We start from the raw sequence: 23,473 nt of genomic DNA on the forward strand, positions 1-23,473 counted from the left end.
CAGGCTCTCCCCTTGCTCGCCTGCAAAGTTGACGCACGGGATCATCTTAAACGCGGCATTTTACCACGGCATTGTTCGTCCCGTTGCGGTGTATCAAGGATGAGCCCGCCATCGGCCGGCAAACAGTTCATCGCCGACGGGATGGACAGAATTCTGATACGAGTTTCCTGATGCGTCATCCTCTTCTTCTTATGGCTGTTGTGGCAGGGCTCGGTTTGGTTTTGGCGCCTTCGGGAGGCTCTTTTGCGGATGGCGGCGAGGCTTATCCCAGCAAGATCGCGCTCGGCGAGGCCTTGTTCCACGACCCCAATCTCTCGAAAAACAGGAGCCAGTCGTGCTCTACATGCCATGCGCCGGGTGCGGGCTTTGTGGATGCGCGGCAGACGGATCTTGTCGGCAGCGATGTCTCGCTTGGGGATGACGGGCAGTCACTCGGAGGCCGCAACGCACCGACTGCCGGATATGCTGCGCTGACACCTCCATTCTCAAAGGGGAGCGACGGCGAATATCGCGGAGGATTCTTCTGGGATGGTCGCGCACGGACGCTCGAGGATCAGGCGGGCGGTCCGCCGTTGAATCCCGTCGAGATGGGAATGCCCGACAAGGCCGCCGTCATTTCGCGGCTTCGCGAGGACCCTTCATACGATCGGTCGTTTCGTGTCCTCTACGGCCAGAACGTGTTTCAGGATGACGAGACCGCCTATTCGGCGATGGTCAACGCGCTGGCCGAATATGAACGCGGGCCGGAGTTCAGCTCTTTCGATTCCAGATATGATCGTTATCTCGGAGGCGAAGAAAAACTGACAGACCAGGAGGAACTGGGGAGGGTCCTTTTCTTCTCGCAGCAGTTCACCAATTGCAGCATCTGCCATGAGGTGCGTGGGCCGAACGGCCTGAAGGACGCAGTCTTCACGAACCACAAGTATTTCAATATCGGCGTTCCCGCCAATCCTCGTCTTGCTGCCGGTACAGCTGGGGCGGCCAAACCCGACCTCGGTCTCGCCGAGAACCCGCTGGTTGCGGGAGAGCCGACCGCGCGCGGAAAATTCAAGGTCCCGAGCCTGCGGAACGTGGCGGTGACGGGACCCTATATGCACAATGGCGTCTTCAGGGATCTGCGGAGCGTCGTCCTCTTCTACGTAAAATACAACAGCATCAAGAAGAGCCGCCAGATCAATCCCGAGACGGGGCAGGAATGGGGTGCACCCGAAGTGCCGGACAATCTGGCCATGGAGCAATTGACGGCCGGTCCGGCGCTGGACGACAAGCGGGTCGATGCGATCGTCGCATTTCTGAAGACATTGACGGACCGGCGGTACGAGCCTCTCCTCACACAGGAGAAGCTTAAACAATGATCAGGCTTCCATGAGGCCACCATCAGCCAGGATCCGCTGAACGAGGCTGGCGACATTTTCCGATCGCGCGTTTTTCTTCCAGGCAAGCGAGAGCTGCATATCGTAGGTTTGGGGAAGGGGGATGGCTTCCATCTTTTCATCAACGCCGGAGATCGCCCATTGCGGCAGGAGCGCGATGTAACCGTGCTCGATCACGAGGTTTGCGATGACGGGGATGGAATCGATCTCCACGAAGGACAGGCGCGACCGTTCCTCGGGCCGCAGTATATCCTCGCTCAGCGATACGAATTTCTGGCGCAGACCGCTCTTGAGACTGGGAAGAGCAAGCGGCGTGTTGATCAGAAGACGTTTCAGATCGTGCCGCTGAGCCTCGATCGCCTTCGCCGAGCCAACGACGGAAAGACCTGAACGCGAGACCACGCGGTGGTCGATGCCTGCCGGCACATCGACAGTATCCAGAAAGACGATGTCGTATTGCCGACTGTTGAGGCCGGACAGAAGTTCCTCGGCGTTGGTGCTGGAGATATAGAGCGGATTATGCGGTTGGTGCAGCGGCCATCCGGCAGCGAGCAAAGCCAGGATTTTTGCGATCCGGCTTTCACGACCCAGCGGAGCGACGGAACCGAGATTGATCATCCGGCTCGTTCGGCGGAAACGCTCTCCGGCATGGTCGGAAATCCTCAGCCAGATCGTTTCCAACTCTTCGGCGAGGATCAGAAATCCTTTGCCTTCCTCCGTCGGTACGGCGCCCGACGCGGTGCGATCGAGGAGTGCGGCGCCTATATCCTGCTCAAGGCTCTTCAACTGACGCGTCAATTGCGGCTGGCCAATGCCGATCTCCATGGCGGCACTGCGGATGCTGCCTGTCCGGGCAACGACGAGGAGGCGCGACAGCGCCAACAGCGAGACCGACATGCGGGCAGCATGCTGCTCGACCGGCGCCTCGTCCGGCATCTTGGAAAGTGTTGCCAGATCCAGAATGAGATCGGCTGCGTGGCGGAGATCACGGGCAAGGCGGCGGCCTTCCAGTGTCGGCAGGATGCGGTTGCCGGTGGTCGTCGTCAGCGGCGTTGCTATATGTGACTGTAAACGGGCCAAGGCGGCAGAGACGCTGGCGACCGGTCGCCCCAAGGCGCGGGCAGCGCCCCTCAGGCTGCCCAACGAAAGCGCGTAGTGAGCCATCAGAAGAGTGGCGATGTCCATTGCTCAAACTTTCCGCAGCTACTCTGTGAGATGGGCAGGCTCGGTATAATTCGTTCACGATATGGGATATCCCTCGGCTCTGCAAATTCCCCTATCGTGACATCCGTCGCAGGCCGAGCGACGAGCAGTGCATCAACCGGGGAGGCATGATCCATGGCGGATTTCGATCTTGTTCTGAAGGGCACGCTGGTTTTGCCGGATCGTCTGGTTCCTGAGGGCTTCGTTGCCGTTCGCGACGGATTGGTGGCGGCCGTTGGGCAGGGTGATATGCCGGGTGCGAAAGAGCGCCACGATCTCGGTAAAGCGCTGATCCTGCCGGGCGCGATTGATGCGCAGGTCCATTCGCTTTCGCAGAAGAACCAGGAGGATTTCATCTGGTCGACGCGCGCGGCGGCGGCCGGCGGCGTGACGACCATCGTCGACATGCCATATGACGAGGGCAATCTCATCTGTTCTTCGGAGGCCGTGCGCGGCAAGGTAGCGCATGGGGAAAGCCTGGCACGCGTCGATTTCGCGCTCTACGGCACGATCGATCCGGAAGAGGGCGCCAGACGGATTCCCGAACAGGTGGAAGCCGGCGTTGCCGCCTTCAAGTTCTCCACCTTCGGAACCGATCCCAAGCGCTTTCCGCGCATTCCGGCGCCGCTGATGACGGAGTGCTTTGCCGCTATCGCACCGACTGGTTTGACGGCCGGCGTTCACAACGAGAGCGACGAATATGTGCGGGCGGCAATGGAGACAGTAAAGGCTTCCGGCATTACCGACTACAGGGCGCATGAAATATCCCGCCCGCCGCTCACCGAACTGCTCGCCATGGTGGAAATCTACGAGATCGGTGCCGCGACAGGCTGCCCGGCGCATGTGGTGCATTGTTCGCTCGGCCGCGGCTACGAGATCGCAGCGGCCTATCGCGCACAGGGTCATCGGGCGACGGTGGAATGCCTGATCCATTATCTGACACTCGACAGCGAGACGGATGCGAAACGGCTCGGCGGCCGATCCAAATGCAATCCGCCGATCCGGCCGCGAGCCGAGGTGGAAAAGCTCTGGCGGCATATCGCGGCCGGCAACGTGACGCTGCTTTCGACCGACCATGTGAGTTGGTCGCTCGACCGCAAGACCAATTCTGAGATGCTGGCGAATGCCTCCGGTCTGCCGGGGCTGGAAGCCATGGTGCCGCTCTTCATCAAGGGTGCGCTGGAGCGCGGTGTGACGCTCACCTGGGCAGCACGGCTGATGGCGCTGAACCCGGCGCGGCATTTCCGCATCGATCACATCAAGGGCGCTCTGGAAGTTGGCAAGCATGCGGATATCGCCGTTCTGACGCCGGAACGCCATGTCTTCGACGCCTCCAGGACCGGTAACAACGTGGTCGGCTGGTCGCCCTATGACGGCATGACGCTACCCTACAAGGTGGCGGCGACCTATTTGCGCGGCAAGCTTGCCTACGATGGTTCGCGGGTTCTCGCCGAGCCGGGCAATGGCGACTTCGTGCGGCCGCTGGCGAGTTTGCCGCTTCAGGGGCTTTCAGTATGACGCGCAATCTTCCTGTCAAGGCAGATCGGATTGCGGCGGATATCGATGCCTTGGCAGCGCTCACCGAGCCGGACCGGCCATGGACGCGGCGCGCGTTCACGCCGATGTTTTTGAAGGGCCGAGCCTATCTGGAGCGTCGCTTCAAGGAGGCCGGACTTGAGACGCGTATCGACGCTGCGGGCAATCTGATCGGCCTGCGCAAGGGAGCCGGTTCCAAGGGCACGATCATGCTGGGTTCGCACTCGGATACCGTGCCGAATGGCGGCTGCTTTGATGGGATTGCGGGTGTTGCCGCGGCTCTGGAAGTGGCCCGTTCTCTCGACGATGCAGGCATCGCGTTGGAACATGACCTGGAGATTATCGATTTTCTGGCTGAGGAGGTTTCGATCTTCGGTGTTTCCTGCATCGGCAGTCGCGGCATGCTGGGCTTGCGTCCGACGGAATGGCTTGAACGGGAAGCGGACGGCATGAGCCTTGCCGAAGGAATTCGCATGGTCGGCGGCGACCCGGCTGTTGACCTCAGGCGAGGGGACATCAGGGCTTTCCTCGAGCTGCATATCGAGCAGGGGCCGGTACTGGAGAAGGAAAGGATCGATATCGGCGTGGTGACCGTGATTGCCGGCATTACCCGCATCGAGATCGTCGTCGAGGGGCGGGCGGATCACGCCGGTACGACGCCGATGGGCGCGCGGCGCGACGCGCTGACGGCGGCTTCCCGCGTCGTGCTCGGCATCGAGCGGATTGCCTCTGAACTCGCCCAAGGACCGAGCCATTTCGCGGCCACGGTCGGCGAATTTTCGATGGAGCCGAATGCTGCCAATGTCGTTCCATCCCACGTCCGCATGCTGATCGACGCACGGGCGGAAGATCCGGCAGTGATGGAGAGCTTTTCGGAGGCGGTTTCCGCATTGACCGAGCAGACGGCGAAGAGGAGCGGGGTGACCATCACGCCGCCGCGGCGGATCTCGAACAACCCGGCGACGCCGATGGCGGCTTCGGTTGTTGCATTGCTGGAGGAAAGTGCAGCTGGCCTCGATGCGTCGAGCCGGCGCATGGTCTCCGGTGCGGGACATGACGCGGCATTCCTGGCCAAGGTGGCACCGGCGGCGATGGTCTTCATTGCCTGCCGCGACGGGCGCAGCCATACCCCGGAGGAATGGGCGGACAACGACGATATCGCGCTCGGCGCGGCGGTTCTCTACGAAACGGTCCTCAAGCTGGACAGGCGATAAAGGAGCAAAGGCATGGGGCGGATTCTGACAGAAAAGGATGTCGAGGCGGCGGTCCGTGGTGGCTCCGTTTATGCAGCCGGCGGCGGCGGCTGGGCCGATCATGGCCGAATGCTGGGGTACGCGGCAGTCAGCATCGGCAAGCCTGAACTCGTCACTATCGATGAGCTTGAGGACGAGGACTGGGTGGCGACGGCGGCTGCGATCGGCGCGCCGGCGTCCACCACCAATTGGGAGATGCAGGGCATCGACTATGTGAAGGCCGTAGAGCTCCTGCAGGAGGCGCTCGGCGAACCGATCAAGGCACTAATGATCGGCCAGAACGGTAAGTCCTCGACGCTGAACGGCTGGCTGCCATCGGCCATTCTCGGCACGAAGGTTCTGGATGCCGTCGGTGATGTCCGGGCGCATCCGACCGGTGACATGGGCTCGATCGGCATGGCGAATTCGCCGGAGCAGATGATCCAGACGGCAGTCGGCGGCAACCGCGCTGAAAACCGTTATATGGAGCTCGTGATCCGCGGGGCGACGGCAAAGGTTTCGCCGGTCCTTCGCACCGCCTCCGACCAATCGGGAGGCTTCATCGCCTCCTGCCGCAATCCCTTGCGCGCGTCCTATATCCGGAAGAATGCGGCGCTCGGCGGCATCAGCCTGGCGCTCACGCTCGGCGAGGCGATCATTGCTGCCGACGGCAAGGGCGGGCATGCGATCATCGATGCTATCGTCAAGACGACGGGCGGCTCCATCCTCACGCAGGCGGAAGTGACCGAAAAATCCGTCGTCTATACCAACGAGGCCTTCGATGTGGGGACGCTGACGCTCGGCGAGGGCGACAGGGCGATCACCATGCATGTGATGAACGAATACATGGCTGTCGAGGATGCCGGCGGTCACCGGCTGGCGACTTTCCCGGACATCATCAGCACCTTGTCACCGAACGGTGAGCCGATGAGCGTAGGGCAGCTTCAGCCCGGTATGCGGGTCTTCCTGCTGCACGTGCCGAAGACGATCATACCGCTTTCCTCCAGCGTGAAAGACCCATCGGTCTATCCGATTGTCGAAACGGCGCTGGGCATCAGCATAGCCGATTACGCGCTCGCCTGAGGAGGGAAACATGCCGAAGCCCAATCCGCGTCACCCGAAATTCCCGATCCCCGGCGGTCCCGAATTGCGCACCAAGGGCTGGCGGCAGGAGGCACTTCTGAGGCTCCTCGAAAACGTGCTCTCGGTTGGCGAAGACCCCGACAATCTCGTGGTCTATGCGGCGCTTGGCAAGGCGGCGCGCAACTGGCTGGCGCATGACGAGATCGTCCGGACGCTCAAGATCATGGAGGAAGATCAGACGCTGATCATCCAGTCAGGCAAGCCGGTGGGATTACTGAAGACCCATGACAAGGCGCCTCTGGTCATCATGGCGAACTGCAACATCGTCGGTCAGTGGGCGAAGGCCGAATATTTCTATGAGCTGCAGGAGAAGGGGCTGATCTGCTGGGGTGGGCTGACCGCCGGCGCGTGGCAGTATATCGGCAGTCAGGGCGTCATCCAGGGCACCTACGAGATCTTCATGCGGATCGCCGAGAAGCGGTTCGGATGTACGCTTGCCGGCCGGTTCGTGCTGACCGCCGGCCTCGGCGGCATGGGCGGTGCACAGCCGCTTGCCGGCCGCATGGCAGGTGCTGCGATCCTCGTCGTCGACATCGATCCGGAGCGGGTCGCCAAGCGCAAGTCGATCGGTTTCCTGGATGAGGTGGCGCCGGACCTCGATACGGCGCTTGCCATGGTCGGTGCTGCGGTAAAGGAAAAGCGCGCCGTCTCGATCGGCCTTGTCGGCAATGCGGCCGATATTTATCCGCAGATCGTCAGGCGCGGCGTCGTGCCGGATGTCGTTTCCGACCAGACCTCCGCTCATGATCTTGTCTACGGCTACGTGCCGAAAGGCATGAGCCTTGAAGAGGTGCGCCGGTTGCGGAAGGACGGGCAGGGGCAGTTGATGGCCGCAAGCCGCGCCTCGATCGCCGACCATGTCCGGGCCATGCTGGAATTTCAGAAACAAGGCTCGGAAGTCTTCGACAACGGCAACCTGATCCGTACCCAGGCAAAGCAGGGCGGCGTCGAAAACGCCTTCGATATTCCGATCTTCACCGAAGCGTATCTCAGACCGCTGTTCTGCAAGGCTATCGGGCCGTTCCGGTGGATGGCGCTGTCGGGAGAGGAGAGCGATATCGCCCGGATCGACGATCTCGTACTGGAGATCTTTCCCGAAAACCGGATTGTCACCAACTGGATACGGCTGGCGCGGGAGAATGTCCCGTTCGAGGGCCTGCCGGCGCGTATTGCCTGGCTCGGTCATGGGGAGCGCACGCAACTCGCGCTGGCGGTGAACGACCTCGTCCGGAAGGGCGAACTTGCCGGACCGATCGCGTTTTCGCGCGATCATCTCGATGCGGGCGCGATGGCGCATCCGAACATCATGACAGAGCGGATGAAGGACGGTTCGGATGCGATCGCTGACTGGCCGCTGATCAACGCGATGACGCTCTGCTCCTCCATGGCCGATCTCGTCGTCATCCATTCCGGCGGCGGCGGTTACGCCGGCTATATGACCAGCGCCGGCGTCACGATCGTTGCGGATGGGACCGACGCTGCTACGGAACGCATTTCGCATGCCATCACCAACGATACCTCGCTCGGGATCATCCGTTATGCCGATGCCGGTTACGAGGAGGCGATCAACGCGGCGGAAGCCGCAGGGCTTCTGCTCCAACCGGGCGCTACCTTGCGGGGCGGCACCTGATTGGAGTCGCGAACGCCTGCCTACCAGACCTTGCTGAGCTTGAAGGTGACGGTGCGGGCCTGGCCGTAGCCGCAGAACAAGTCGGTGTTGCAACCCGAGACATATTCCTTGTCGAACAGGTTGGTCACGTTGAGTGAGGCTTTCCAGTCGTTCTTTTCATAACGAATGCCGGCATCGAAGACGGTGGCGTCGGAAACGCGTAGCGTGTTTGCCTCGTCGGCCCAGGACTTGCCACGGTAGTGCACGCCCGCACCAAGGCTCAATCCTTCCAGCGGTCCTTGCGTGACGGTATAATCAAGCCATAGCGAGGCGAGGACATTCGGTACTACGTTAGGGGTGTTGCCAGTATAGATCCCGTTCTCGGTGAATTCGAGGTCGGTGTAAGAAGCTGCGGCGATCGCCTTCCAGTTCTCGTCCAGATTCACCTTGCCTTCAAACTCCACACCGCGGGAGCGAACTTCTCCGACCTGTCTGCTGGTGGTGCCTGGGGCGGTCAGAGTAAAGTTCTGTTTGTCGATCTGGAAGACCGACGCAGTGAGCACGCCGTCGAACCAAGTCGGCTCGTATTTGACGCCGGCCTCGTATTGTTCGCCTTCTTCCGGCTTGAGCGCGCCGTCGGCGCCGGCGCCGACGAGCGGGCTGAAGAAGGTCGAGACGCTGACATAGGGTGTCACGCCGTTGTCGAATTCATAGGCTAAACCCGCACGGCCGCTCCAGGCGGTATCAGACAGGCCGGACGTGGTGCCCGCGAGCCGGTCATCGACTTCGCTGTCCAGATAATCGAAGCGACCGTTCAGCGTGATGATCCACCCGTCGCCGAATTTTATCTGATCTTGCAGATATGCGCCGACCTGGTTGATCGTGTAGATTTGGTGCGTGGAGGGGACGAGCGTCGGGAACGGCAGGTCGTTGTCCATATCGTCCGGATTGACGGACTCTCCGAACGCAGCCAACTGATCATTGTCGAGGCGGTAATAGCGATAGTCGATACCGGCCATGACCTTGTGACTGGCTCCGCCGAGATCGAACTCGTTCTCCAGCCGATTATCGACGTTGAAGGAATCCGCCTTCGACCGGACGTCATCGGCGTAGAGCTGGATCACCTCATCGGTCTGCGATAGCCAGTCGAACGGATACATCTGGCGCTCGCGCTTGTCGAGATGCCCGTAACGCAGGTTCTGGGTGAACTTCCAGCCCCCTTCGAACTCGTGCTCGAATTCGTATCCGATCATCGCCTGTGTCGAGCGACCGATATCGAAGTCTGGATCGCTGAGGAAGCTGTCCCGGTCGATCTTGCCGAAGATCGGGTTGCTGACCACGGTGCCGCCGTACGGCAGCAGGCCGTTGGTCGTATGGGTCTGGTCAAGCCGGCTGACATAGGCATAGACGTTGAGGCTCGTCGCGTCGTCCGGCTGCCACGTCACCTGAGGCATGAAGACGCCGCGGATATCTTCCTGATAGTCCGCATAGCCATCGCCACCGGAAAGCTTGCCGGTCAAGCGATAGCTGACGACGCCGCTTTCGTCCAGCTTGCCGGAAATATCGAAGCCGCCGAAGCCGTTTCCGTTACTGTCGATGCCGAGTTCCGTGTAGAAATATTGCTCATCGGTTGGACGTTTGCGCACGAGATTCACGACACCGCCGGCGTTGGCGCCGCCGAGCAGGACGGAGGCCGGGCCTTTCAGGACTTCGACACGTTCCAGTATGAATGGATCGATCTGGAAGTTGCCGAAGGCGTGACTGGTCAGCGCCAGGTTGTCAAGGAAGAGGCCGGTTTGACTGGCGTTGAAGCCGCGGACATAGATCCAGTCGGTATCCGGATCGGAACCGTAAGGCTGCGAGAATACGCCAGGGGTGTAAAGCAGCGCCTGATCGACCTTGTCGACAACGCCCCGGTCGGCCATCTCTTCCGCCCCAACCACGGAGACTGACTGTGGGATCTCGTTGATCGGCGTATCGGTCTTGGAGCCCGTTGTGGACTGCTTCGCGACATAACCCTTGACCGGACCTGTCGCGCTTTCACCTTCGCCTTGAAGCACGATCGGGGCGAGGGTCGTATCGGCGTTCTGCGCCTCAGCCGCCCAACCCACGCAAATGCCGATCAGCGCGACGCTCGCGCCCAATCCCAACCGTATCTTAAAAGACCCTTTCCGCTTCCCCATCCGTCGACCCCACTTACATGTCCAAGCAGCCGCTCCCCCTTGGATGCGGCTCTGCGATAAGGTGAGTGATTAACTCAATTTAAACCGCTCGGCTTGGCCCGATCCGCGGCAATTGAATGATTTTGGGCAATTTTCACGGCTATGAGCAAATCTCTGCGACAGCTGTTAGGCTCGCCTGACCTTTTTCCAGCGTGCCGGAGTCGTGCCGACATGCTTGCGGAAAACCCGGGTGAAGTGTGCCTGGTCGGAAAAACCCGTCTCGGCGGCAATGGATGTCAGGGGCTGGTCGTCGGCCAGGAGCAATTCCTTGGCGCGGTCGAGGCGCGCGTTCATCTGCCATTCGTGCGGCGCCATGCCAGTGGACGCCTTGAAGGAATGGCTGAAATGTGATTGCGACAGACTTGTCAGGTCGGCGAGCTCCTGCAGGCGGATATTGCGCATGCAATTCTCAGCGATGAAATCGGTGGCGCGCCGGAGCTGCCAGGAGGCGAGGGAGCCGCGTTTGCGTGACGGCGTCTTCATCATCTTGAGCACGTCGATGACGAGTGCCAGTGCCAGCCCGTCCCCGTAAAGGTCGTGCAGCGGGTCAGGATTGGCAATCTCGGCGGCGATCAGCTCGGCAAGCGCCACAACGCGCTGGTCGAAGAAGAGGAGTTGCGGATCGCTGAGCTTCTTAGGATCGATCTCCTCCATCAGCCGCCGGCTGACGGCATCCGCATCGAAATGGATATCGAGATGGCGCACATACTGCACCTCGGTGATATCGACCCAGAGGTCCATGTCCGCGGGAATATAGGAAATCGGACTGTCACGCCTGTCCTGCGGCGCTCCGCGCCCCCTGGGAGAAAGCTTGACGTTCGGCCGGCCCCGACCGCGATGGTCGAGCAGGATGAAGAGGCGCGGATCGCGCGCTACATAATGTCCACCTGCATAGGTTGCGCATTCCACGTCCCAGAGATCGGCAGCGATACCGTTCCAGTTGCGGCGGCGAAGCCCTCCGATGACCGAGAAGCCCTCGATCTTATTCTGCATCCGCGGCTGAAACGTCATCCTGATTTCCCGCAAATATAAACTTGTATCTGTTTATCAAGTTTATGAAAGGCCATCAATCGCCATGTTTTGTCGGCTTTCGCCGATCTGCGCCTCGTGCAGCCTGTTATAGGCACCGCGCCGGGCGATCAGGTCCTGGTGCGTGCCCTGTTCAACGATGCCGTTGCCGTCGATGACCACGATCCGGTCGGCGCCCTGGATGGTGGCGAGCCGGTGGGCGATGATCAGCGTCGTGCGGCCTTCTGAAAGTTCCGCAAGAGAGCGCTGAATGGCGCGTTCGGTCTCCGTGTCGAGTGCCGAGGTGGCCTCATCAAGGATCAGGATCGGCGGATTCTTCAAAAACATCCGGGCAATCGCGACGCGCTGCTTCTGACCGCCGGAGAGTTTGACGCCGCGTTCTCCGATCATCGTATCGAGCCCGTCCGGCAGGTTCGCCAGCATTTCCTCAAGCCGCGCCCGCCGTGCCGCCTCGACGATTTCCTTCTCCCCGGCGCCGAGTCGTCCATAGGCGATGTTTTCACGAATCGTGCCGCCGAACAGGAAGACGTCCTGCTGCACGATGCCGATCTGCTGGCGCAGCGATACCCTCGTCATCCTGCGGATATCGATACCGTCGATGGTGATGCTGCCGCCGCCAATCTCGTAGAAACGCGGCAACAGCGAACAGATGGTCGTCTTGCCGGCGCCCGAGGGACCGACGAAGGCAATCGTCTCGCCGGCGTGGATCGTCAGGTTGACGTCCTTCAGCACCGGCTTTTCGAGGCTGTAGCCGAAGGAGACGTTCTCGTAGGCAATCTCGCCCCTGAGATGGCCGACGTCAACCGCATCCGACACATCCGCGATATCCGGTTCGGTGTCGATGAGTTCGGTGAAGCGGCGGAAGCCGGCGATACCCTTGGGATAGGTCTCGATGACCGAATTGATCTTCTCGACCGGACGGAAGAAGACGCCCACGAGCAACAGGAAGCCGATGAAGCCGCCGGCGGTGAGGTCGCCCGACAATACGAAGTAGGCACCGGCGATCATCACCACCATCTGGGTCAATCGCATGCTCATGTAGCTGAGCGAACTGCTGGCCGCCATCAGCTTGTAGGCTTCAAGCTTGACGCGCCGGTAGTTCTGGTTGTCCTCTTCGAAGAGTGCCCGCTCATGCTGTTCGTTGGCGAAAGCCTGAACCACGCGGATGCCGCCGACATTCTCTTCGATGCGGGTGTTGAAGTCGCCGACCCGATCGAACAGGCGACGGAAATTCTGGGTCATCCGGCTGCCGAAATGGCTGGTGACCCAGGCCGTCAGCGGTACGATGACTGCGGTGATCAGGGCGAGCTGCCAGTTGACCGAGAACATCAATGCCAACGCGCCGGCAAAGGTCATCAGCGCGATGAACAGATCCTCCGGCCCGTGATGGGCGACTTCGCCGATCTCTTCCAAATCCTTTGTCAGGCGACCGACGATATGACCGGTCTTCTGGCTGTCGAAATAGCTGAACGAAAGTTTCTGTAAATGGTTGAAGGCGGCGCGGCGCATATCCGTCTCGATATTGATGCCGAGCATGTGTCCCCAGTAGGTGACGATCGCCATCAGGCCGGTGTTGATTGCATAGACGATGAAAAGCGCTGCGGAGGCGGCGAGGATCAGCAGCCATTCCTGGCTGAGCAGCAGTCTGTCCACGAACAGTTTCACGGCCATGGGAAAGCCGAGCTCAAGGACCCCGGAGAGGATCGCACACGCGAAATCGAGGATGAAGAGGCCTCGATAAGGCCGATAGTAGGAGAAGAAGCGGCGTAACATTCAAATTCTCGGGGTGAAATCGATATCAGAGCGTGGCTGACCAGAAAAAACGAAACTGAAGAAACATGATCCGCTTACTCCATATTAGAAAACGAGGCCGGACGGATAGTGCTTTATACCGCTGAATGCAAACGAGCGAAAACGTACGGGTGGAATGTTCCGCTTCCGTTTTTTGCGACCGGTAGCCTCCGTTCTCCGCTTACTCTCGATCTTGTCCAAGGCCAATGCATCGCGCTGATCGGCTACGGCGTCGGGAGCTTTCCGGAATCGACTTTGCGCGGCGGTCTCCTATATCGGTCCAAGCCGGTGGCTGGATGCTAACAGGAGAGGAGTAAGACATGACAATGACTTCAGAGGATGTCGTCGCCGTGCTTGGGCCTATCGACGAGACGATGATCGCCGATGTCATCGCGACCGGCGCGACCGCGGGAGAACTCGCCGAAGCCTGGGCCTGGATCAACAGCGAAGAGGCACTGGTCAGCGAAGGCCGGCGGCCTCCGACCGGAAAAGTGGCTGAGCTTGTCGACCTCTTGTCTTCCCAGGAGGAAGATTGGGAAGAATAAAATCTTGCACGAAAGGCGAGCCCGATGCTGGTTGGACAGCTGCGGGAAATGCTCTCTTTTTCCTGCGTGTTAGCAGTCGCTTTGGCGGAGTGCCAATTTTTTGGCTTTTCCCCTTGAAACTGGAATTTCTCAAACCAAATCGATCTCGCCAATCATTCGTTTGAGAGGAGGTTGGCGCTTGTCCGGACTGGTCATCCGGTCCGGGAGGGAGCTTTGATCATCATCGTTTGTCCAGGAGGAAGACATGACGTTCCGACCGCTTCACGACCGCATTCTCGTCCGCCGGGTCGAATCCGAGGAGAAGACCAGAGGCGGCATTATCATTCCCGACACCGCTAGGGAAAAACCGCAGGAAGGCGAGGTCATTGCCGCCGGTCCCGGTGCGCGCAACGACCAGGGCCAGATCGAGCCGCTCGATGTCAAAGTGGGTGACCGCATCCTGTTCGGCAAGTGGTCGGGAACCGAGATCAAGATCGACGGCGAAGACCTTCTGATCATGAAGGAAAGCGACGTCATGGGCATTATCGAGGCTCCGGTTGCCGGCCAGAAGGCCGCCTGATCCGGTTCAAGTCAGTCAGTGGCTGCCTATTAGGAGTGAGGAAAATGGCTGCGAAGGAAGTCAAATTTCATACCGATGCCCGTGAACGCATGCTGCGCGGCGTCGATATTCTCGCCAATGCAGTAAAGGTCACACTGGGTCCGAAGGGGCGCAATGTCGTCATCGACAAGTCCTTCGGGGCGCCGCGCATCACCAAGGACGGCGTGTCCGTTGCCAAGGAAATCGAACTGGAGGACAAGTTCGAGAACATGGGTGCCCAGATGTTGCGCGAAGTCGCGTCGAAGACGAGCGACGTCGCCGGCGATGGTACCACGACCGCCACGGTTCTCGCCCAGGCGATCGTTCGGGAAGGTGCCAAGGCGGTGGCTTCGGGCATGAACCCGATGGACCTGAAACGCGGTATCGACCTTGCGGTGGAGGCGGTCGTCGCCGAGCTGAAGAACAATGCCCGCAAGATTTCCAACAATTCCGAAATTGCCCAGGTCGGCACCATTTCCGCCAATGGCGACACGGAGATCGGCCAGTATCTGGCGGAAGCCATGAACAGAGTCGGCAACGAGGGCGTCATCACGGTTGAAGAAGCCAAGACCGCCGAGACCGAACTCGAAGTGGTCGAAGGCATGCAGTTCGACCGCGGGTATCTTTCACCCTATTTCGTCACCAACCAGGACAAGATGCGGGTCGAGCTTGAGGACCCCTATATCCTGATCCACGAGAAGAAACTCTCGAACCTGCAAAGCATGCTTCCTGTTCTTGAGTCCGTGGTTCAGTCCGGCAAGCCGCTCCTCATCATCGCCGAGGACGTCGAAGGCGAAGCGCTTGCAACGCTTGTCGTCAACAAGCTGCGCGGCGGTCTCAAGATCGCTGCCGTCAAGGCTCCGGGCTTCGGCGACCGTCGCAAGGCCATGCTGGAAGACATCGCCATCCTGACCGGCGGTACCGTCATTTCCGAAGACCTCGGCATCAAGCTCGAGAACGTGACGCTCGACATGCTCGGCCGCGCCAAGAGAATTACGATCGAGAAGGAGAATACGACCATCATCGATGGCGCCGGCAAGAAGGCCGATATCGAAGGTCGTGTTGCCCAGATCCGTGCACAGATCGAAGAAACCACCTCCGACTACGACCGCGAGAAGCTGCAGGAACGTCTTGCCAAGCTCGCTGGCGGCGTTGCCGTCATCCGCGTCGGCGGCTCGACGGAAGTCGAGGTGAAGGAAAGGAAGGACCGCGTCGACGACGCGCTGCATGCAACTCGCGCCGCCGTCGAGGAAGGCATCCTGCCCGGCGGTGGTGTTGCCTTGCTGCGCGCGATCAAGTCTCTCGACAGTATCAAGACAGCTAATGACGATCAGCGGGTGGGCATCGATATTGTTCGCAGGGCGATCGAGTCTCCGGTTCGTCAGATCGCCGAAAACGCAGGCGCCGAAGGTTCCATCGTCGTCGGCAAGCTCAGGGAGAAGACCGAATTCTCCTATGGCTGGAATGCTCAGACCAACGAATATGGCGATCTCTATGCCATGGGGGTCATCGATCCTGTCAAGGTGGTGCGGGCCGCACTGCAGGACGCCGCGTCCGTGGCGGGCCTTCTGGTGACGACCGAAGCCATGGTCGCCGAGAAGCCGAGGAAGGAAACTGCCGCTCCTGCAATGCCCCCTGGCGGAATGGACTTCTAGGCCATTAGATCGAGGCCCGTCCTTTCCGGCGCCGCTCGCTCACTTGCGGACGGCGCCGAGCCGCGCCAGGACTTCATTCGGGATTCCGTACCTGGAGATGACATCCCTGCTGTTCCGCAGGCCGCAGATTTCCCGCTGGATGAAGAAGGCCCAGACCGCATCGGAGGCCTTGTCCACCAAGGCTTCCCGGTCGATACCTCCTGGCTGTTCGGATTTCCAGGCTGCCAGCGCCGCAAGCGCTGCCTCCACCTTGCGCCCGTGGCGGCCAAGCGCGTCGGCGCGTTCGGATGCCAACTCATATTCCAGCACGTTGAAACCGGTCTCGGGTGATGCTTTAAACGAGTGCGGCGGACGAAAACTCAAGATTGGCCCCCTTTTGGTTGGCGGACACTGTCAGCTTCCGGAGCGCGCCGTATCCCGTTTGGGCAGCCGCACCTCGGTTTCTGCCGTTCAGCGCATAGTGGAAAAAATCGCTTTTCCCCGTGATCCGAACTCGCAGATTGCCAAGTCGACCCTACATAGGGACGACTTGAACTCTTTTCTGTATCTAAATTCGATGCGAACATAGGCTCGCGATCTGGAGGAAATTTGTCATGTCCCTGAAAAAGCAACTGTTGGGTATTGCCCTTGCGCTTGGTGTTTCGGCCAGCCTGGCTCAGGCGCAGGTTGTCGTTTCCTCGAAGATCGATACGGAAGGCGGTGTGCTCGGCAATATCATCCTTGCCGTGCTGAAGGCCAACAACATCGAAACTACCGATCGTATCCAGCTTGGCGCCACGCCCGTCGTTCGCAAGGCGATTGCGGCTGGCGAGATCGATATCTATCCCGAATATACGGGCAATGGCGCCTTTTTCTTCGAAAAGAGTGACGATCCTGTCTGGAAAGATCCCCAGAAGGCTTATGAAGCGGTCAAGAAACTCGATTACGATGCCAACAAGATCGTCTGGCTGACGCCGTCTTCGGCCAACAACACCTGGGCGATCGCGATCCGTGAGGATGTCGCCGCGGCCAATAATCTGAAGACCCTCACGGATTTCGGCAAGTATGTCGCAGATGGCGGCAAGATCGTGCTCGCCGCCTCTTCCGAATTCGTCAATTCGGCCGCGGCGCTGCCGGCCTTTCAGACGACCTATGGATTCAAGCTGAAGCCGGAACAGCTCATCACCCTTTCGGGTGGTGATACGGCCGCGACGATCGCGGCGGCGGCGAACCAGACCAACGGCGCGAATGCCGCCATGGTCTACGGCACCGATGGCGGCATTGCGCCGTCCGGCCTTGTGGTCCTCGAAGACGACAAGGGTGTGCAGCCCGTTTACCAGCCAGCGCCGATCATCCGAGAAACGGTGCTGAAGCAGCATCCCGATATCGAGACCCTGCTGAAACCCGTCTTCGAAAAGCTCGACCTGGTCACCCTGCAGGACCTCAATGGCCGCGTGCAGGTGGGTGGCGAGCCCGCCAAGGCGGTTGCCGAGGACTTCCTGAAGAAGAACGGTTTCCTCAAGTAGTTCCTTTCCGGTCGGATTTCGCACCAACATGGGCCGGGCACGGCTTTTATCAATCGCGAGGCAGGGGAGCGGTTTGAGGATTCGGTTCGACAAGCTCGGCATCGTTATTGCTCTTCTTGTTGCCTATGGAGCATTGGGCGCATCCTTCGCGGTGCTCAAGCCTAACCGGATCGTGCAGGGGGAAGCAAAGATGATCCTTGCCGCTCTGCCGGCCTGGGCGGGATGGGGGTTGATCGTCGTATTGTTCCTTGCTGCGGCTGCTTCTCTGTTCCGGACGTCGTCGTGGCTCAAGCTGGTTGCCGCGTTTGCGGCGCTTGTGACCCTGGCGCTTGCGATCGGATCTGCTGCGAGTTTCCTCGCACCGGCCGGCAATACATATGCCCGCGTCTCGCCGGCCTCCGGCTTCTGGCTACTCCTTTTCGCCTTCATGCTTCTGGCGGCCGATGCGATCACGCGACTGAGGCCGCCGCCGTGGATGCGGGTCTTGTTCCTTGTCCTTACGGCCGGTGGCGTTGGCGCCATCCTGTTGTCAGGGAGCTGGAACGGACTATCGATCATGAAGGAGTATGCCGGCCGCGCCGATGTCTTCTGGAGCGAGGCTGGCCAGCATGTGAGGCTGGCGCTTGGTTCGCTCATCGTGGCCGCCGCGGCGGGCCTGCCGCTCGGCATCCTGTGTCACCGGGTGGCAGCTCTTCGGGCCGGCGTGCTCAACACCTTGAACCTCATCCAGACGATACCGTCGATTGCCCTGTTCGGCATCCTCATCGGCCCCCTGGCATGGATTGCAGCGACGGTGCCGGGTGCTGCGGAAATCGGCATTCGAGGCATAGGAACCGCGCCGGCCTTCGTCGCGCTCTTTCTCTATTCGCTGCTGCCGGCGGTTGCCAACACAGTCGTCGGGCTTGCCGGCGTGCCGCGCGAGGCCAATGAAGCGGCCCGCGGCATCGGCATGACGGATCGGCAGCGGCTCTTCCAGATCGAGTTTCCGATGGCGCTGCCGGTGATCCTGACCGGCATCCGCATCGTGCTTGTCCAGAATATCGGGCTTGCGACGATTGCGGCGCTGATCGGCGGGGGCGGTTTCGGCGTCTTCGTCTTCCAGGGCATCGGACAGACGGCCATGGACCTCGTGCTGCTCGGCGCCGTGCCGACCGTGGCGCTCGCCTTCGCCGCAGCCGTCATCCTCGATGCGCTGATTGAAATGAATTCCCGCGTTCTGATCGGAGCAAGGTCGGCATGATCGAGATCGAAGCCGTCACCAAGCTTTATGACGATGTTGCCGTGGTCGATAACGTCTCGATGGTGATCGAACCGCGCACCGTCACGGTCGTGGTGGGCACGTCCGGTTCCGGCAAGACGACGCTTCTGAGGATGATCAACCGCCTCGTCGAGCCGAGTTCAGGTGCGATCCGGCTGGATGGCGAGGACAATCGCTCGATCCCTGGCCATGAACTGCGTCGCCGGATCGGCTACGCCATCCAGGGCCACGGTCTTTTTCCCCATCGCACCGTGGCAGAGAACATCGCGACCGTGCCGGGCCTGCTTGGCTGGGAGAAATCGCGGATCGCTGCCAAGGTCGAGGAATTGCTGACGCTCTTCCAGCTTGACCCGAAAATGTTCGGGTCTCGCTATCCGCACGAGCTCTCCGGCGGCCAGCAGCAGCGCGTCGGGGTTGCCCGGGCGCTCGCGGCCGAACCAAATGTCCTCCTGATGGACGAACCCTTCGGAGCGCTGGATCCGATTATCCGCGCCAAGGCGCAGGACGACCTTCTGGCCATCCAGAAACATTTCGGGACGACCATCGTGCTCGTCACGCACGACATGGACGAAGCCTTTTATCTGGCGGATAAGATCGCCGTCATGGACAAGGGCAGGGTGCTGCAATACGGGCCGCCGGCGGAACTCGTGCGCGCGCCCGCGGCGCCCTTCGTGGAGACATTGATTGGTGATGCCGAGCGGCCGTTCCGCCTGCTGTCGGCCGCTAAGATCGGTGCGGCGGTGGAGCCGGGCGAGGCCGATGGCGAGCCGATTGGCGAGGACGGGACCCAGCAGGAAGCGCTTGCGGATCTGCTCTGGTCCGGCAGGAAGGCTCTGCCCGTCGTCTCCGCAAGCGGTGCACCGATGGGGCGGGTCACGCTTGACGCCCTTCTGAAGTGCGCCGCGAGGCCGCAATGAGAGCCTGGCTTCCCACGATCCTGAGGGGGCTGCTGCTTCTCGTTCTGATCGCCTTCCTGGTGACGCCGGGAAGTTTCGAACCGCTCTTGAGGCCGCTGGTGCAGCCGAACGCGCCAGCGATCTACAACCAGGGCAGCCTGCTCGCTCTCACGCTCCTGCACCTGAGGACCGTCTTCATCGCGACACTGGTTGCGACGGTCATTGCGGTTTTGCTTGCGATCCTCGTCACCCGGTCGTTCGGGGCGGAGTTCCTGCAACTTTCCCGCAGCCTCGTGAATATCGGTCAGACCTTTCCGCCGGTTGCGGTGCTGGCGCTCGCCGTGCCCGCGGTTGGATTCGGTGAAAAGCCGACACTGATCGCGCTCTTCCTCTATGGCCTGCTGCCGATCTTCGAGAACACGCTGACGGGGCTCACCAACCTGCCGCGTTCGGTGATGGAAGCGGCACGCGGCGCCGGCATGACCGATTTCCAGCGGCTTCTTCAGATCGAATTGCCGCTATCCTTGCCTGTCATCGTCGCAGGTATCCGGCTTTCGATGGTCATCAGCCTTTCCACCGCGACGATCGGTTCGACTGTGGCGGCAAAAACGCTCGGCGAAGTCATCATCGCCGGACTGCAGTCGAATAATCTTGCTTTCATATTGCAAGGGGGATTGATCGTCGGCGCCCTGGCGGTCCTGATCTACGACGGGCTTTCAGCGGCGGAGGCCATGCTGACGCGTCGGGCGGGCTCCACCTGATCTGCGCTCTCAGCCGTGGCTTGAATCCGTAGGGACGATCGCTTCCGCATCCTGTTTCAGGTTGCCGCGATGGAAGATGAACAGGCCGGCGAGCACAATGATGCCCGCGCCGATCCAGGTCTGTACGTCGGGCAGATCATCGAAGAACAGCCAGCCGAGCACCACCGCCCAAAGAAGCAGCGTATATTGCAGCGGTGCAAGCACTGAGGCTGGTGCAAGCTTCAGCGACCGGGTGATCAGCAGATGGGCGATGCAGGCAACGATACCGAGCAGCAATAGCGCGAGTAGTTGACCGAAGCCGAATGGGCTCCATTGGCCAATACTCAGAAAAATACCGGCGATCAGCGCCGCGATCGTTTGCCAGGTCACGAGCGTAGCATCCGAGGTCGCGCGCAGCCGGCGGTTCAAGACAAGCGTCAGGGCAAAGGAGAAACTGCCGATCAGTCCAAAGATCGACGGCCAAGACAGCATCGCCGAGGAGGGGCGCAAAGCGATGACAACGCCGACAAAGCCTATGAGAACAGCAAGCCAGCGCCGCCAGCCGATCCGCTCCCCGAGCAGGAAATGCGAAAGCGCGGCAACATAGATCGGCCCGGCCATATAGAAGGTCATGACATCGGCAAGCGGCAGATAGACGACAGCGGCATAAAAGAGCGCCAGATCGCCGGTAGCGAAGACGACGCGCATTATCTGGAGTGTTGGACGCTCCACACAATAAAGCGCCGATATCGGCTGGCGGGCGAACATCGGGCCGAGCACGAAGAACGCGCCGAGTGAACGGATGACCAGGACCTGGCCGACCGAGAAGCTTGCAACCAGCCACTTGCCCATGGCGTCGTTCAGCGAGAACATGAAGTCCCCAAGCAGCATCAGCAGCACGCCGACGAGCACCACATTGCCGCCCAAAGCAGAAGGAACTCTCTTTTCCATGATGTTCGAGCGCCCCTTCGATTCTAAGCTCTAATACTATTGTCGCTTATCCCCCGAGCCGGCCTCCCTGCAAGGGTCTTGGCGCGCCGGTCGTGGTTGGAAAGCTGATCGGCAGACCCCGCAGCACACGGACTGCAAGAAATGCGAAGCATTCCGCCTCGACTGCATCGCCGCGCCAGCCGTATTGATCGGCGGAAACGGCAGTCACACCCGCGCGATTTTCGAGCATCGCCATGATCGTCGGGTTGCGGCGGCCGCCGCCACTGACGATCAGCCGTTTCGGGCGGTGGGGCAGGAGGTCAAGGGCCTTGCCGACGGCGGATGCCGTAAAGGCGGAAAGTGTAGCGGCCCCCGTTGCGTCGTCGAGTCCGTCCGCCATGGTGGCCGTGAAATCGAACCGGTCGAGCGACTTCGGATAAGGTGCCGTGAGATACGGGTGCTCCAGCAGCCTTGTGAGGCGTTCTTCATCCACCTTGCCGGAAGCGCCCAGTGTGCCGTCGCGGTCCATCTCGCCCAAACCGCGCATCTTCATGAAATCGTTGAGCGGCGCGTTGGCCGGGCCGGTGTCGAAGGCAATCACCAGATCCTTGCCGTCCCACCAGGTGATGTTGGCGACACCGCCGAGATTGAGCACGGCCGTATCGCCGCTCGTGTCGAGGCCGCGCAGCAGGGCAGCGTGATAGGCGGCGGCGAGCGGCGCGCCCTGACCGCCGGCCCGCACATCCGCCGTGCGGAAATCATAGGCGACCTTGGTGCCGAGGATCGAGGCCATGAGTTCGCCATCGCCAAGTTGGCGGGTGGCGCCGATCCGCTCCCTGGTCGGCGCACGGTGCAGCACGCTCTGGCCATGGAACCCGACGATGCCGATATCCGCCATGGTCAGCCCGGCGCTCGTCACAAGGTCTTTGACGGCCTGCGACTGGGCTCGGGTCAGGGCCTCTTCGGCCTCGCTGAAGATCGCCGGCTCCGGACCTTCGAAATTCCAGGCACGAGCCTGTTGCAAGGTCTCTTCGAGCAGCGAACGGATTTCCGGCGGGTAGGGGGCGAGCGTGTAGGCGCCAAAGGTGTCGACCGTCTCGCCGTCGGTCTTTAAGAGTGCGACATCGATATTGCCATCGAGAACGGTTCCGGTCATCAGGCCTACAGCCCAGATTGGCTCCATGGCAGAAAATCCTCACGGTTGGTTGACGAGATCGCCGACAGTCTGGCGAAGCGCCAGTATGCCGCTATCGGAATGGCGGGTCGGGTGGACGCGATTGGTGAGCAGTGTCCAGGCGCGCCCCTTATCGAACTCGATCCAGAGGCCGGTGCCAGTGAAGCCTGTATGCCCGATCGCCGCGGGGCTGCAGGCATTGCCGCCCGACCAGTCGGGATAGGGGTGCTCCCAACCATGGGTGCGGCGATTGGAGAGAGGTGTGCGCATGAGCGCGATAGCGTTTGCGGAAGCGCCGGTTCCATTCAACAGGTTCTCGGCAAAATCGAGGACGGAAGAGACGGTGCCGAACAGGCCCGCATGGCCGGAGCCTTGCAGGGCAAAGCAGTTCTCGTCATGCACCTCGCCGCAGAGCACGCGATGCCGGAACTGGCAGTCTTCTGTCGCGGCTGTGTTCTCCGGGGCGCCGGACCACGCAAAGCCCGGACCGGGGTCGAGATCGCGGATCGTCTTGCCTGCCAGCCGCTCCAGCACGAAGCCGAGCAGGATGAAGTTAATGTCCGAATAGACCGGCGGACCGGGCCGCCACTCCCGCTGCAGGACGAAGGTACGGAGGAGATCGGGATCGCGGCCATAGGTGTAGATCGGCTCGACGCCGGGGAAGGGTGTCTGGTGGCCGAGGCATTGGCGGAAGGTCGCTTTCCGTTCCCAGGCATCGGCATTGTACTGGCGGAAATCCGGCAGCAGCGCGGTGAGCGGCGCGTCGAGATCGATCACGCCTTCATCGGCAAATTTCAGGATACGCGGCGTGGTGAAGATCACTTTGGTAAGCGAAGCAAGGTCGAACCAGGTGTCGAGCGTCATTGGCCGGACGGCCGGAACGATCTGCGCCGAGCCGACCGCGCGCGTCACGCGGCCGTGTTTCAGGTCAACGATGCCGAGCACACCGCCCGGGACGCGCTTCTGCGCGACCGACTTTTCCAGCGGCGCGAAGGCACGCTCGAAGGTGGCGATCAGCTTTGCATTGGCTGTTGTACGCATCCGGTTGTCCATGA

General features: G+C 61.0%; 20 protein-coding genes. 12 read left to right on the forward strand and 8 right to left on the reverse strand.

Annotation, left to right across the window (positions count from 1 at the left end; all coding sequences use genetic code 11):
- Positions 1–170: 170 nt before the first annotated feature.
- Positions 171–1,355 carry a cytochrome-c peroxidase gene (locus tag J2046_RS15045; RefSeq protein WP_210053059.1) on the forward strand — a complete coding sequence of 395 codons (1,185 nt, stop codon included), beginning with the start codon at positions 171–173 and terminating at the stop codon, positions 1,353–1,355.
- Here the strand turns inward: J2046_RS15045 and J2046_RS15050 are convergent, their stop codons facing one another.
- The gene (locus J2046_RS15050; protein WP_210053061.1) at positions 1,356–2,558 is read right to left on the reverse strand and encodes a LysR family transcriptional regulator; all 1,203 of its coding nucleotides are present in this window, start codon (positions 2,556–2,558) and stop codon (positions 1,356–1,358) included.
- 153 nt (positions 2,559–2,711) lie between these two features.
- On the opposite strand from J2046_RS15050, the gene J2046_RS15055 reads away from it, so the two are divergent.
- Genes J2046_RS15055 through J2046_RS15070 form a run of 4 tightly spaced genes read left to right on the forward strand, consistent with a single transcriptional unit; the run spans position 2,712 to position 8,117 of the window.
- Entirely contained in the window at positions 2,712–4,094 is a 1,383-nt protein-coding gene (locus J2046_RS15055; RefSeq protein ID WP_210053063.1) for a dihydroorotase, read from the forward strand.
- A complete protein-coding gene (locus J2046_RS15060) occupies positions 4,091–5,326 on the forward strand; it encodes a Zn-dependent hydrolase (RefSeq protein ID WP_210053065.1) in 1,236 nt (411 codons plus the stop codon). The genes J2046_RS15055 and J2046_RS15060 overlap by 4 nt, the downstream gene beginning before the upstream one ends.
- Positions 5,327–5,338: 12 nt before the next feature.
- The gene (locus tag J2046_RS15065) at positions 5,339–6,427 is read left to right on the forward strand and encodes a DUF917 domain-containing protein (RefSeq protein ID WP_210053067.1); all 1,089 of its coding nucleotides are present in this window, start codon (positions 5,339–5,341) and stop codon (positions 6,425–6,427) included.
- A gap of 10 nt (positions 6,428–6,437) precedes the next feature.
- On the forward strand, positions 6,438–8,117 hold the full coding sequence (locus tag J2046_RS15070) for a urocanate hydratase (protein ID WP_210053069.1): 1,680 nt from the start codon (positions 6,438–6,440) through the stop codon (positions 8,115–8,117).
- A 20-nt stretch (positions 8,118–8,137) separates the two neighbouring features.
- Here J2046_RS15070 and J2046_RS15075 read toward each other — a convergent pair whose 3' ends face one another.
- From J2046_RS15075 to J2046_RS15085, 3 genes are all read right to left on the reverse strand, one after another.
- Complete coding sequence (locus J2046_RS15075; protein ID WP_210053071.1) at positions 8,138–10,279, reverse strand: TonB-dependent siderophore receptor; 2,142 nt, start codon at positions 10,277–10,279, stop codon at positions 8,138–8,140.
- A 165-nt stretch (positions 10,280–10,444) separates the two neighbouring features.
- Positions 10,445–11,329 carry an AraC family transcriptional regulator gene (locus J2046_RS15080; protein WP_210053074.1) on the reverse strand — a complete coding sequence of 295 codons (885 nt, stop codon included), beginning with the start codon at positions 11,327–11,329 and terminating at the stop codon, positions 10,445–10,447.
- Positions 11,330–11,371: 42 nt separating this feature from the next.
- Positions 11,372–13,120, reverse strand: coding sequence for an ABC transporter ATP-binding protein (locus J2046_RS15085; RefSeq protein WP_210053075.1), 1,749 nt, complete (start codon positions 13,118–13,120; stop codon positions 11,372–11,374).
- A 338-nt stretch (positions 13,121–13,458) separates the two neighbouring features.
- On the opposite strand from J2046_RS15085, the gene J2046_RS15090 reads away from it, so the two are divergent.
- The 3 genes from J2046_RS15090 to groL all read left to right on the forward strand — a co-directional run bounded on the left by J2046_RS15090 (position 13,459) and on the right by groL (position 15,915).
- Positions 13,459–13,683: a hypothetical protein gene (locus J2046_RS15090; protein ID WP_037147796.1), complete on the forward strand. Its 225-nt coding sequence runs from the start codon at positions 13,459–13,461 to the stop codon at positions 13,681–13,683.
- A gap of 244 nt (positions 13,684–13,927) precedes the next feature.
- Entirely contained in the window at positions 13,928–14,242 is a 315-nt protein-coding gene (locus J2046_RS15095; protein WP_210053077.1) for a co-chaperone GroES, read from the forward strand.
- 44 nt (positions 14,243–14,286) lie between these two features.
- Entirely contained in the window at positions 14,287–15,915 is a 1,629-nt protein-coding gene (groL, locus tag J2046_RS15100; RefSeq protein ID WP_210053079.1) for a chaperonin GroEL, read from the forward strand.
- 39 nt (positions 15,916–15,954) lie between these two features.
- On the opposite strand, the gene J2046_RS15105 is transcribed toward groL, so the two are convergent.
- A complete protein-coding gene (locus tag J2046_RS15105) occupies positions 15,955–16,278 on the reverse strand; it encodes a DUF6665 family protein (RefSeq protein ID WP_210053080.1) in 324 nt (107 codons plus the stop codon).
- A 230-nt stretch (positions 16,279–16,508) separates the two neighbouring features.
- Between J2046_RS15105 and osmF the strand changes: the two genes are divergently transcribed.
- From osmF to J2046_RS15125, 4 genes are read left to right on the forward strand one after another with little or no spacing between them, the layout of a single operon-like run.
- Positions 16,509–17,420 (forward strand): glycine betaine ABC transporter substrate-binding protein OsmF, encoded by a 912-nt coding sequence (gene osmF, locus J2046_RS15110; RefSeq protein WP_210053082.1) that lies wholly within the window; start codon positions 16,509–16,511, stop codon positions 17,418–17,420.
- Between the two features lie 28 nt (positions 17,421–17,448).
- On the forward strand, positions 17,449–18,660 hold the full coding sequence (locus J2046_RS15115) for an ABC transporter permease (protein WP_210053083.1): 1,212 nt from the start codon (positions 17,449–17,451) through the stop codon (positions 18,658–18,660).
- Positions 18,657–19,595: an ABC transporter ATP-binding protein gene (locus tag J2046_RS15120; protein WP_210053085.1), complete on the forward strand. Its 939-nt coding sequence runs from the start codon at positions 18,657–18,659 to the stop codon at positions 19,593–19,595. The genes J2046_RS15115 and J2046_RS15120 overlap by 4 nt, the downstream gene beginning before the upstream one ends.
- Positions 19,592–20,335 (forward strand): ABC transporter permease, encoded by a 744-nt coding sequence (locus J2046_RS15125; RefSeq protein WP_210053087.1) that lies wholly within the window; start codon positions 19,592–19,594, stop codon positions 20,333–20,335. The genes J2046_RS15120 and J2046_RS15125 overlap by 4 nt, the downstream gene beginning before the upstream one ends.
- 9 nt (positions 20,336–20,344) lie before the next feature.
- Here J2046_RS15125 and J2046_RS15130 read toward each other — a convergent pair whose 3' ends face one another.
- Genes J2046_RS15130 through J2046_RS15140 form a run of 3 tightly spaced genes read right to left on the reverse strand, consistent with a single transcriptional unit; the run spans position 20,345 to position 23,471 of the window.
- Positions 20,345–21,265 (reverse strand): DMT family transporter, encoded by a 921-nt coding sequence (locus tag J2046_RS15130; protein WP_210053090.1) that lies wholly within the window; start codon positions 21,263–21,265, stop codon positions 20,345–20,347.
- 46 nt (positions 21,266–21,311) lie between these two features.
- Positions 21,312–22,427 (reverse strand): anhydro-N-acetylmuramic acid kinase, encoded by a 1,116-nt coding sequence (locus J2046_RS15135; RefSeq protein WP_210053092.1) that lies wholly within the window; start codon positions 22,425–22,427, stop codon positions 21,312–21,314.
- Positions 22,428–22,439: 12 nt separating this feature from the next.
- The gene (locus tag J2046_RS15140; RefSeq protein ID WP_233469784.1) at positions 22,440–23,471 is read right to left on the reverse strand and encodes a serine hydrolase domain-containing protein; all 1,032 of its coding nucleotides are present in this window, start codon (positions 23,469–23,471) and stop codon (positions 22,440–22,442) included.
- Positions 23,472–23,473: the final 2 nt, after the last annotated feature.

The organism is Neorhizobium petrolearium, assembly GCF_017873175.1.
GTDB lineage: Bacteria > Pseudomonadota > Alphaproteobacteria > Rhizobiales > Rhizobiaceae > Neorhizobium > Neorhizobium petrolearium.

Excerpts from the sequence above, each read along its gene's own strand:
- J2046_RS15055 (WP_210053063.1), top strand. The coding sequence starts at position 2,712 with ATGGCGGATTTCGATCTTGTTCTGAAGGGCACGCTGGTTTTGCCGGAT.
- J2046_RS15065 (WP_210053067.1), top strand. The coding sequence starts at position 5,339 with ATGGGGCGGATTCTGACAGAAAAGGATGTCGAGGCGGCGGTCCGTGGT.
- J2046_RS15080 (WP_210053074.1), bottom strand. The coding sequence starts at position 11,329 with ATGACGTTTCAGCCGCGGATGCAGAATAAGATCGAGGGCTTCTCGGTC.
- J2046_RS15095 (WP_210053077.1), top strand. The coding sequence starts at position 13,928 with ATGACGTTCCGACCGCTTCACGACCGCATTCTCGTCCGCCGGGTCGAA.
- J2046_RS15140 (WP_233469784.1), bottom strand. The coding sequence starts at position 23,471 with ATGGACAACCGGATGCGTACAACAGCCAATGCAAAGCTGATCGCCACC.
- J2046_RS15090 (WP_037147796.1), top strand. The coding sequence starts at position 13,459 with ATGACAATGACTTCAGAGGATGTCGTCGCCGTGCTTGGGCCTATCGAC.
- J2046_RS15135 (WP_210053092.1), bottom strand. The coding sequence starts at position 22,427 with ATGGAGCCAATCTGGGCTGTAGGCCTGATGACCGGAACCGTTCTCGAT.
- J2046_RS15050 (WP_210053061.1), bottom strand. The coding sequence starts at position 2,558 with ATGGACATCGCCACTCTTCTGATGGCTCACTACGCGCTTTCGTTGGGC.
- J2046_RS15060 (WP_210053065.1), top strand. The coding sequence starts at position 4,091 with ATGACGCGCAATCTTCCTGTCAAGGCAGATCGGATTGCGGCGGATATC.
- osmF (WP_210053082.1), top strand. The coding sequence starts at position 16,509 with ATGTCCCTGAAAAAGCAACTGTTGGGTATTGCCCTTGCGCTTGGTGTT.
- J2046_RS15125 (WP_210053087.1), top strand. The coding sequence starts at position 19,592 with ATGAGAGCCTGGCTTCCCACGATCCTGAGGGGGCTGCTGCTTCTCGTT.
- J2046_RS15085 (WP_210053075.1), bottom strand. The coding sequence starts at position 13,120 with ATGTTACGCCGCTTCTTCTCCTACTATCGGCCTTATCGAGGCCTCTTC.
- groL (WP_210053079.1), top strand. The coding sequence starts at position 14,287 with ATGGCTGCGAAGGAAGTCAAATTTCATACCGATGCCCGTGAACGCATG.
- J2046_RS15130 (WP_210053090.1), bottom strand. The coding sequence starts at position 21,265 with ATGGAAAAGAGAGTTCCTTCTGCTTTGGGCGGCAATGTGGTGCTCGTC.
- J2046_RS15120 (WP_210053085.1), top strand. The coding sequence starts at position 18,657 with ATGATCGAGATCGAAGCCGTCACCAAGCTTTATGACGATGTTGCCGTG.
- J2046_RS15070 (WP_210053069.1), top strand. The coding sequence starts at position 6,438 with ATGCCGAAGCCCAATCCGCGTCACCCGAAATTCCCGATCCCCGGCGGT.
- J2046_RS15115 (WP_210053083.1), top strand. The coding sequence starts at position 17,449 with ATGGGCCGGGCACGGCTTTTATCAATCGCGAGGCAGGGGAGCGGTTTG.
- J2046_RS15045 (WP_210053059.1), top strand. The coding sequence starts at position 171 with ATGCGTCATCCTCTTCTTCTTATGGCTGTTGTGGCAGGGCTCGGTTTG.
- J2046_RS15075 (WP_210053071.1), bottom strand. The coding sequence starts at position 10,279 with ATGGGGAAGCGGAAAGGGTCTTTTAAGATACGGTTGGGATTGGGCGCG.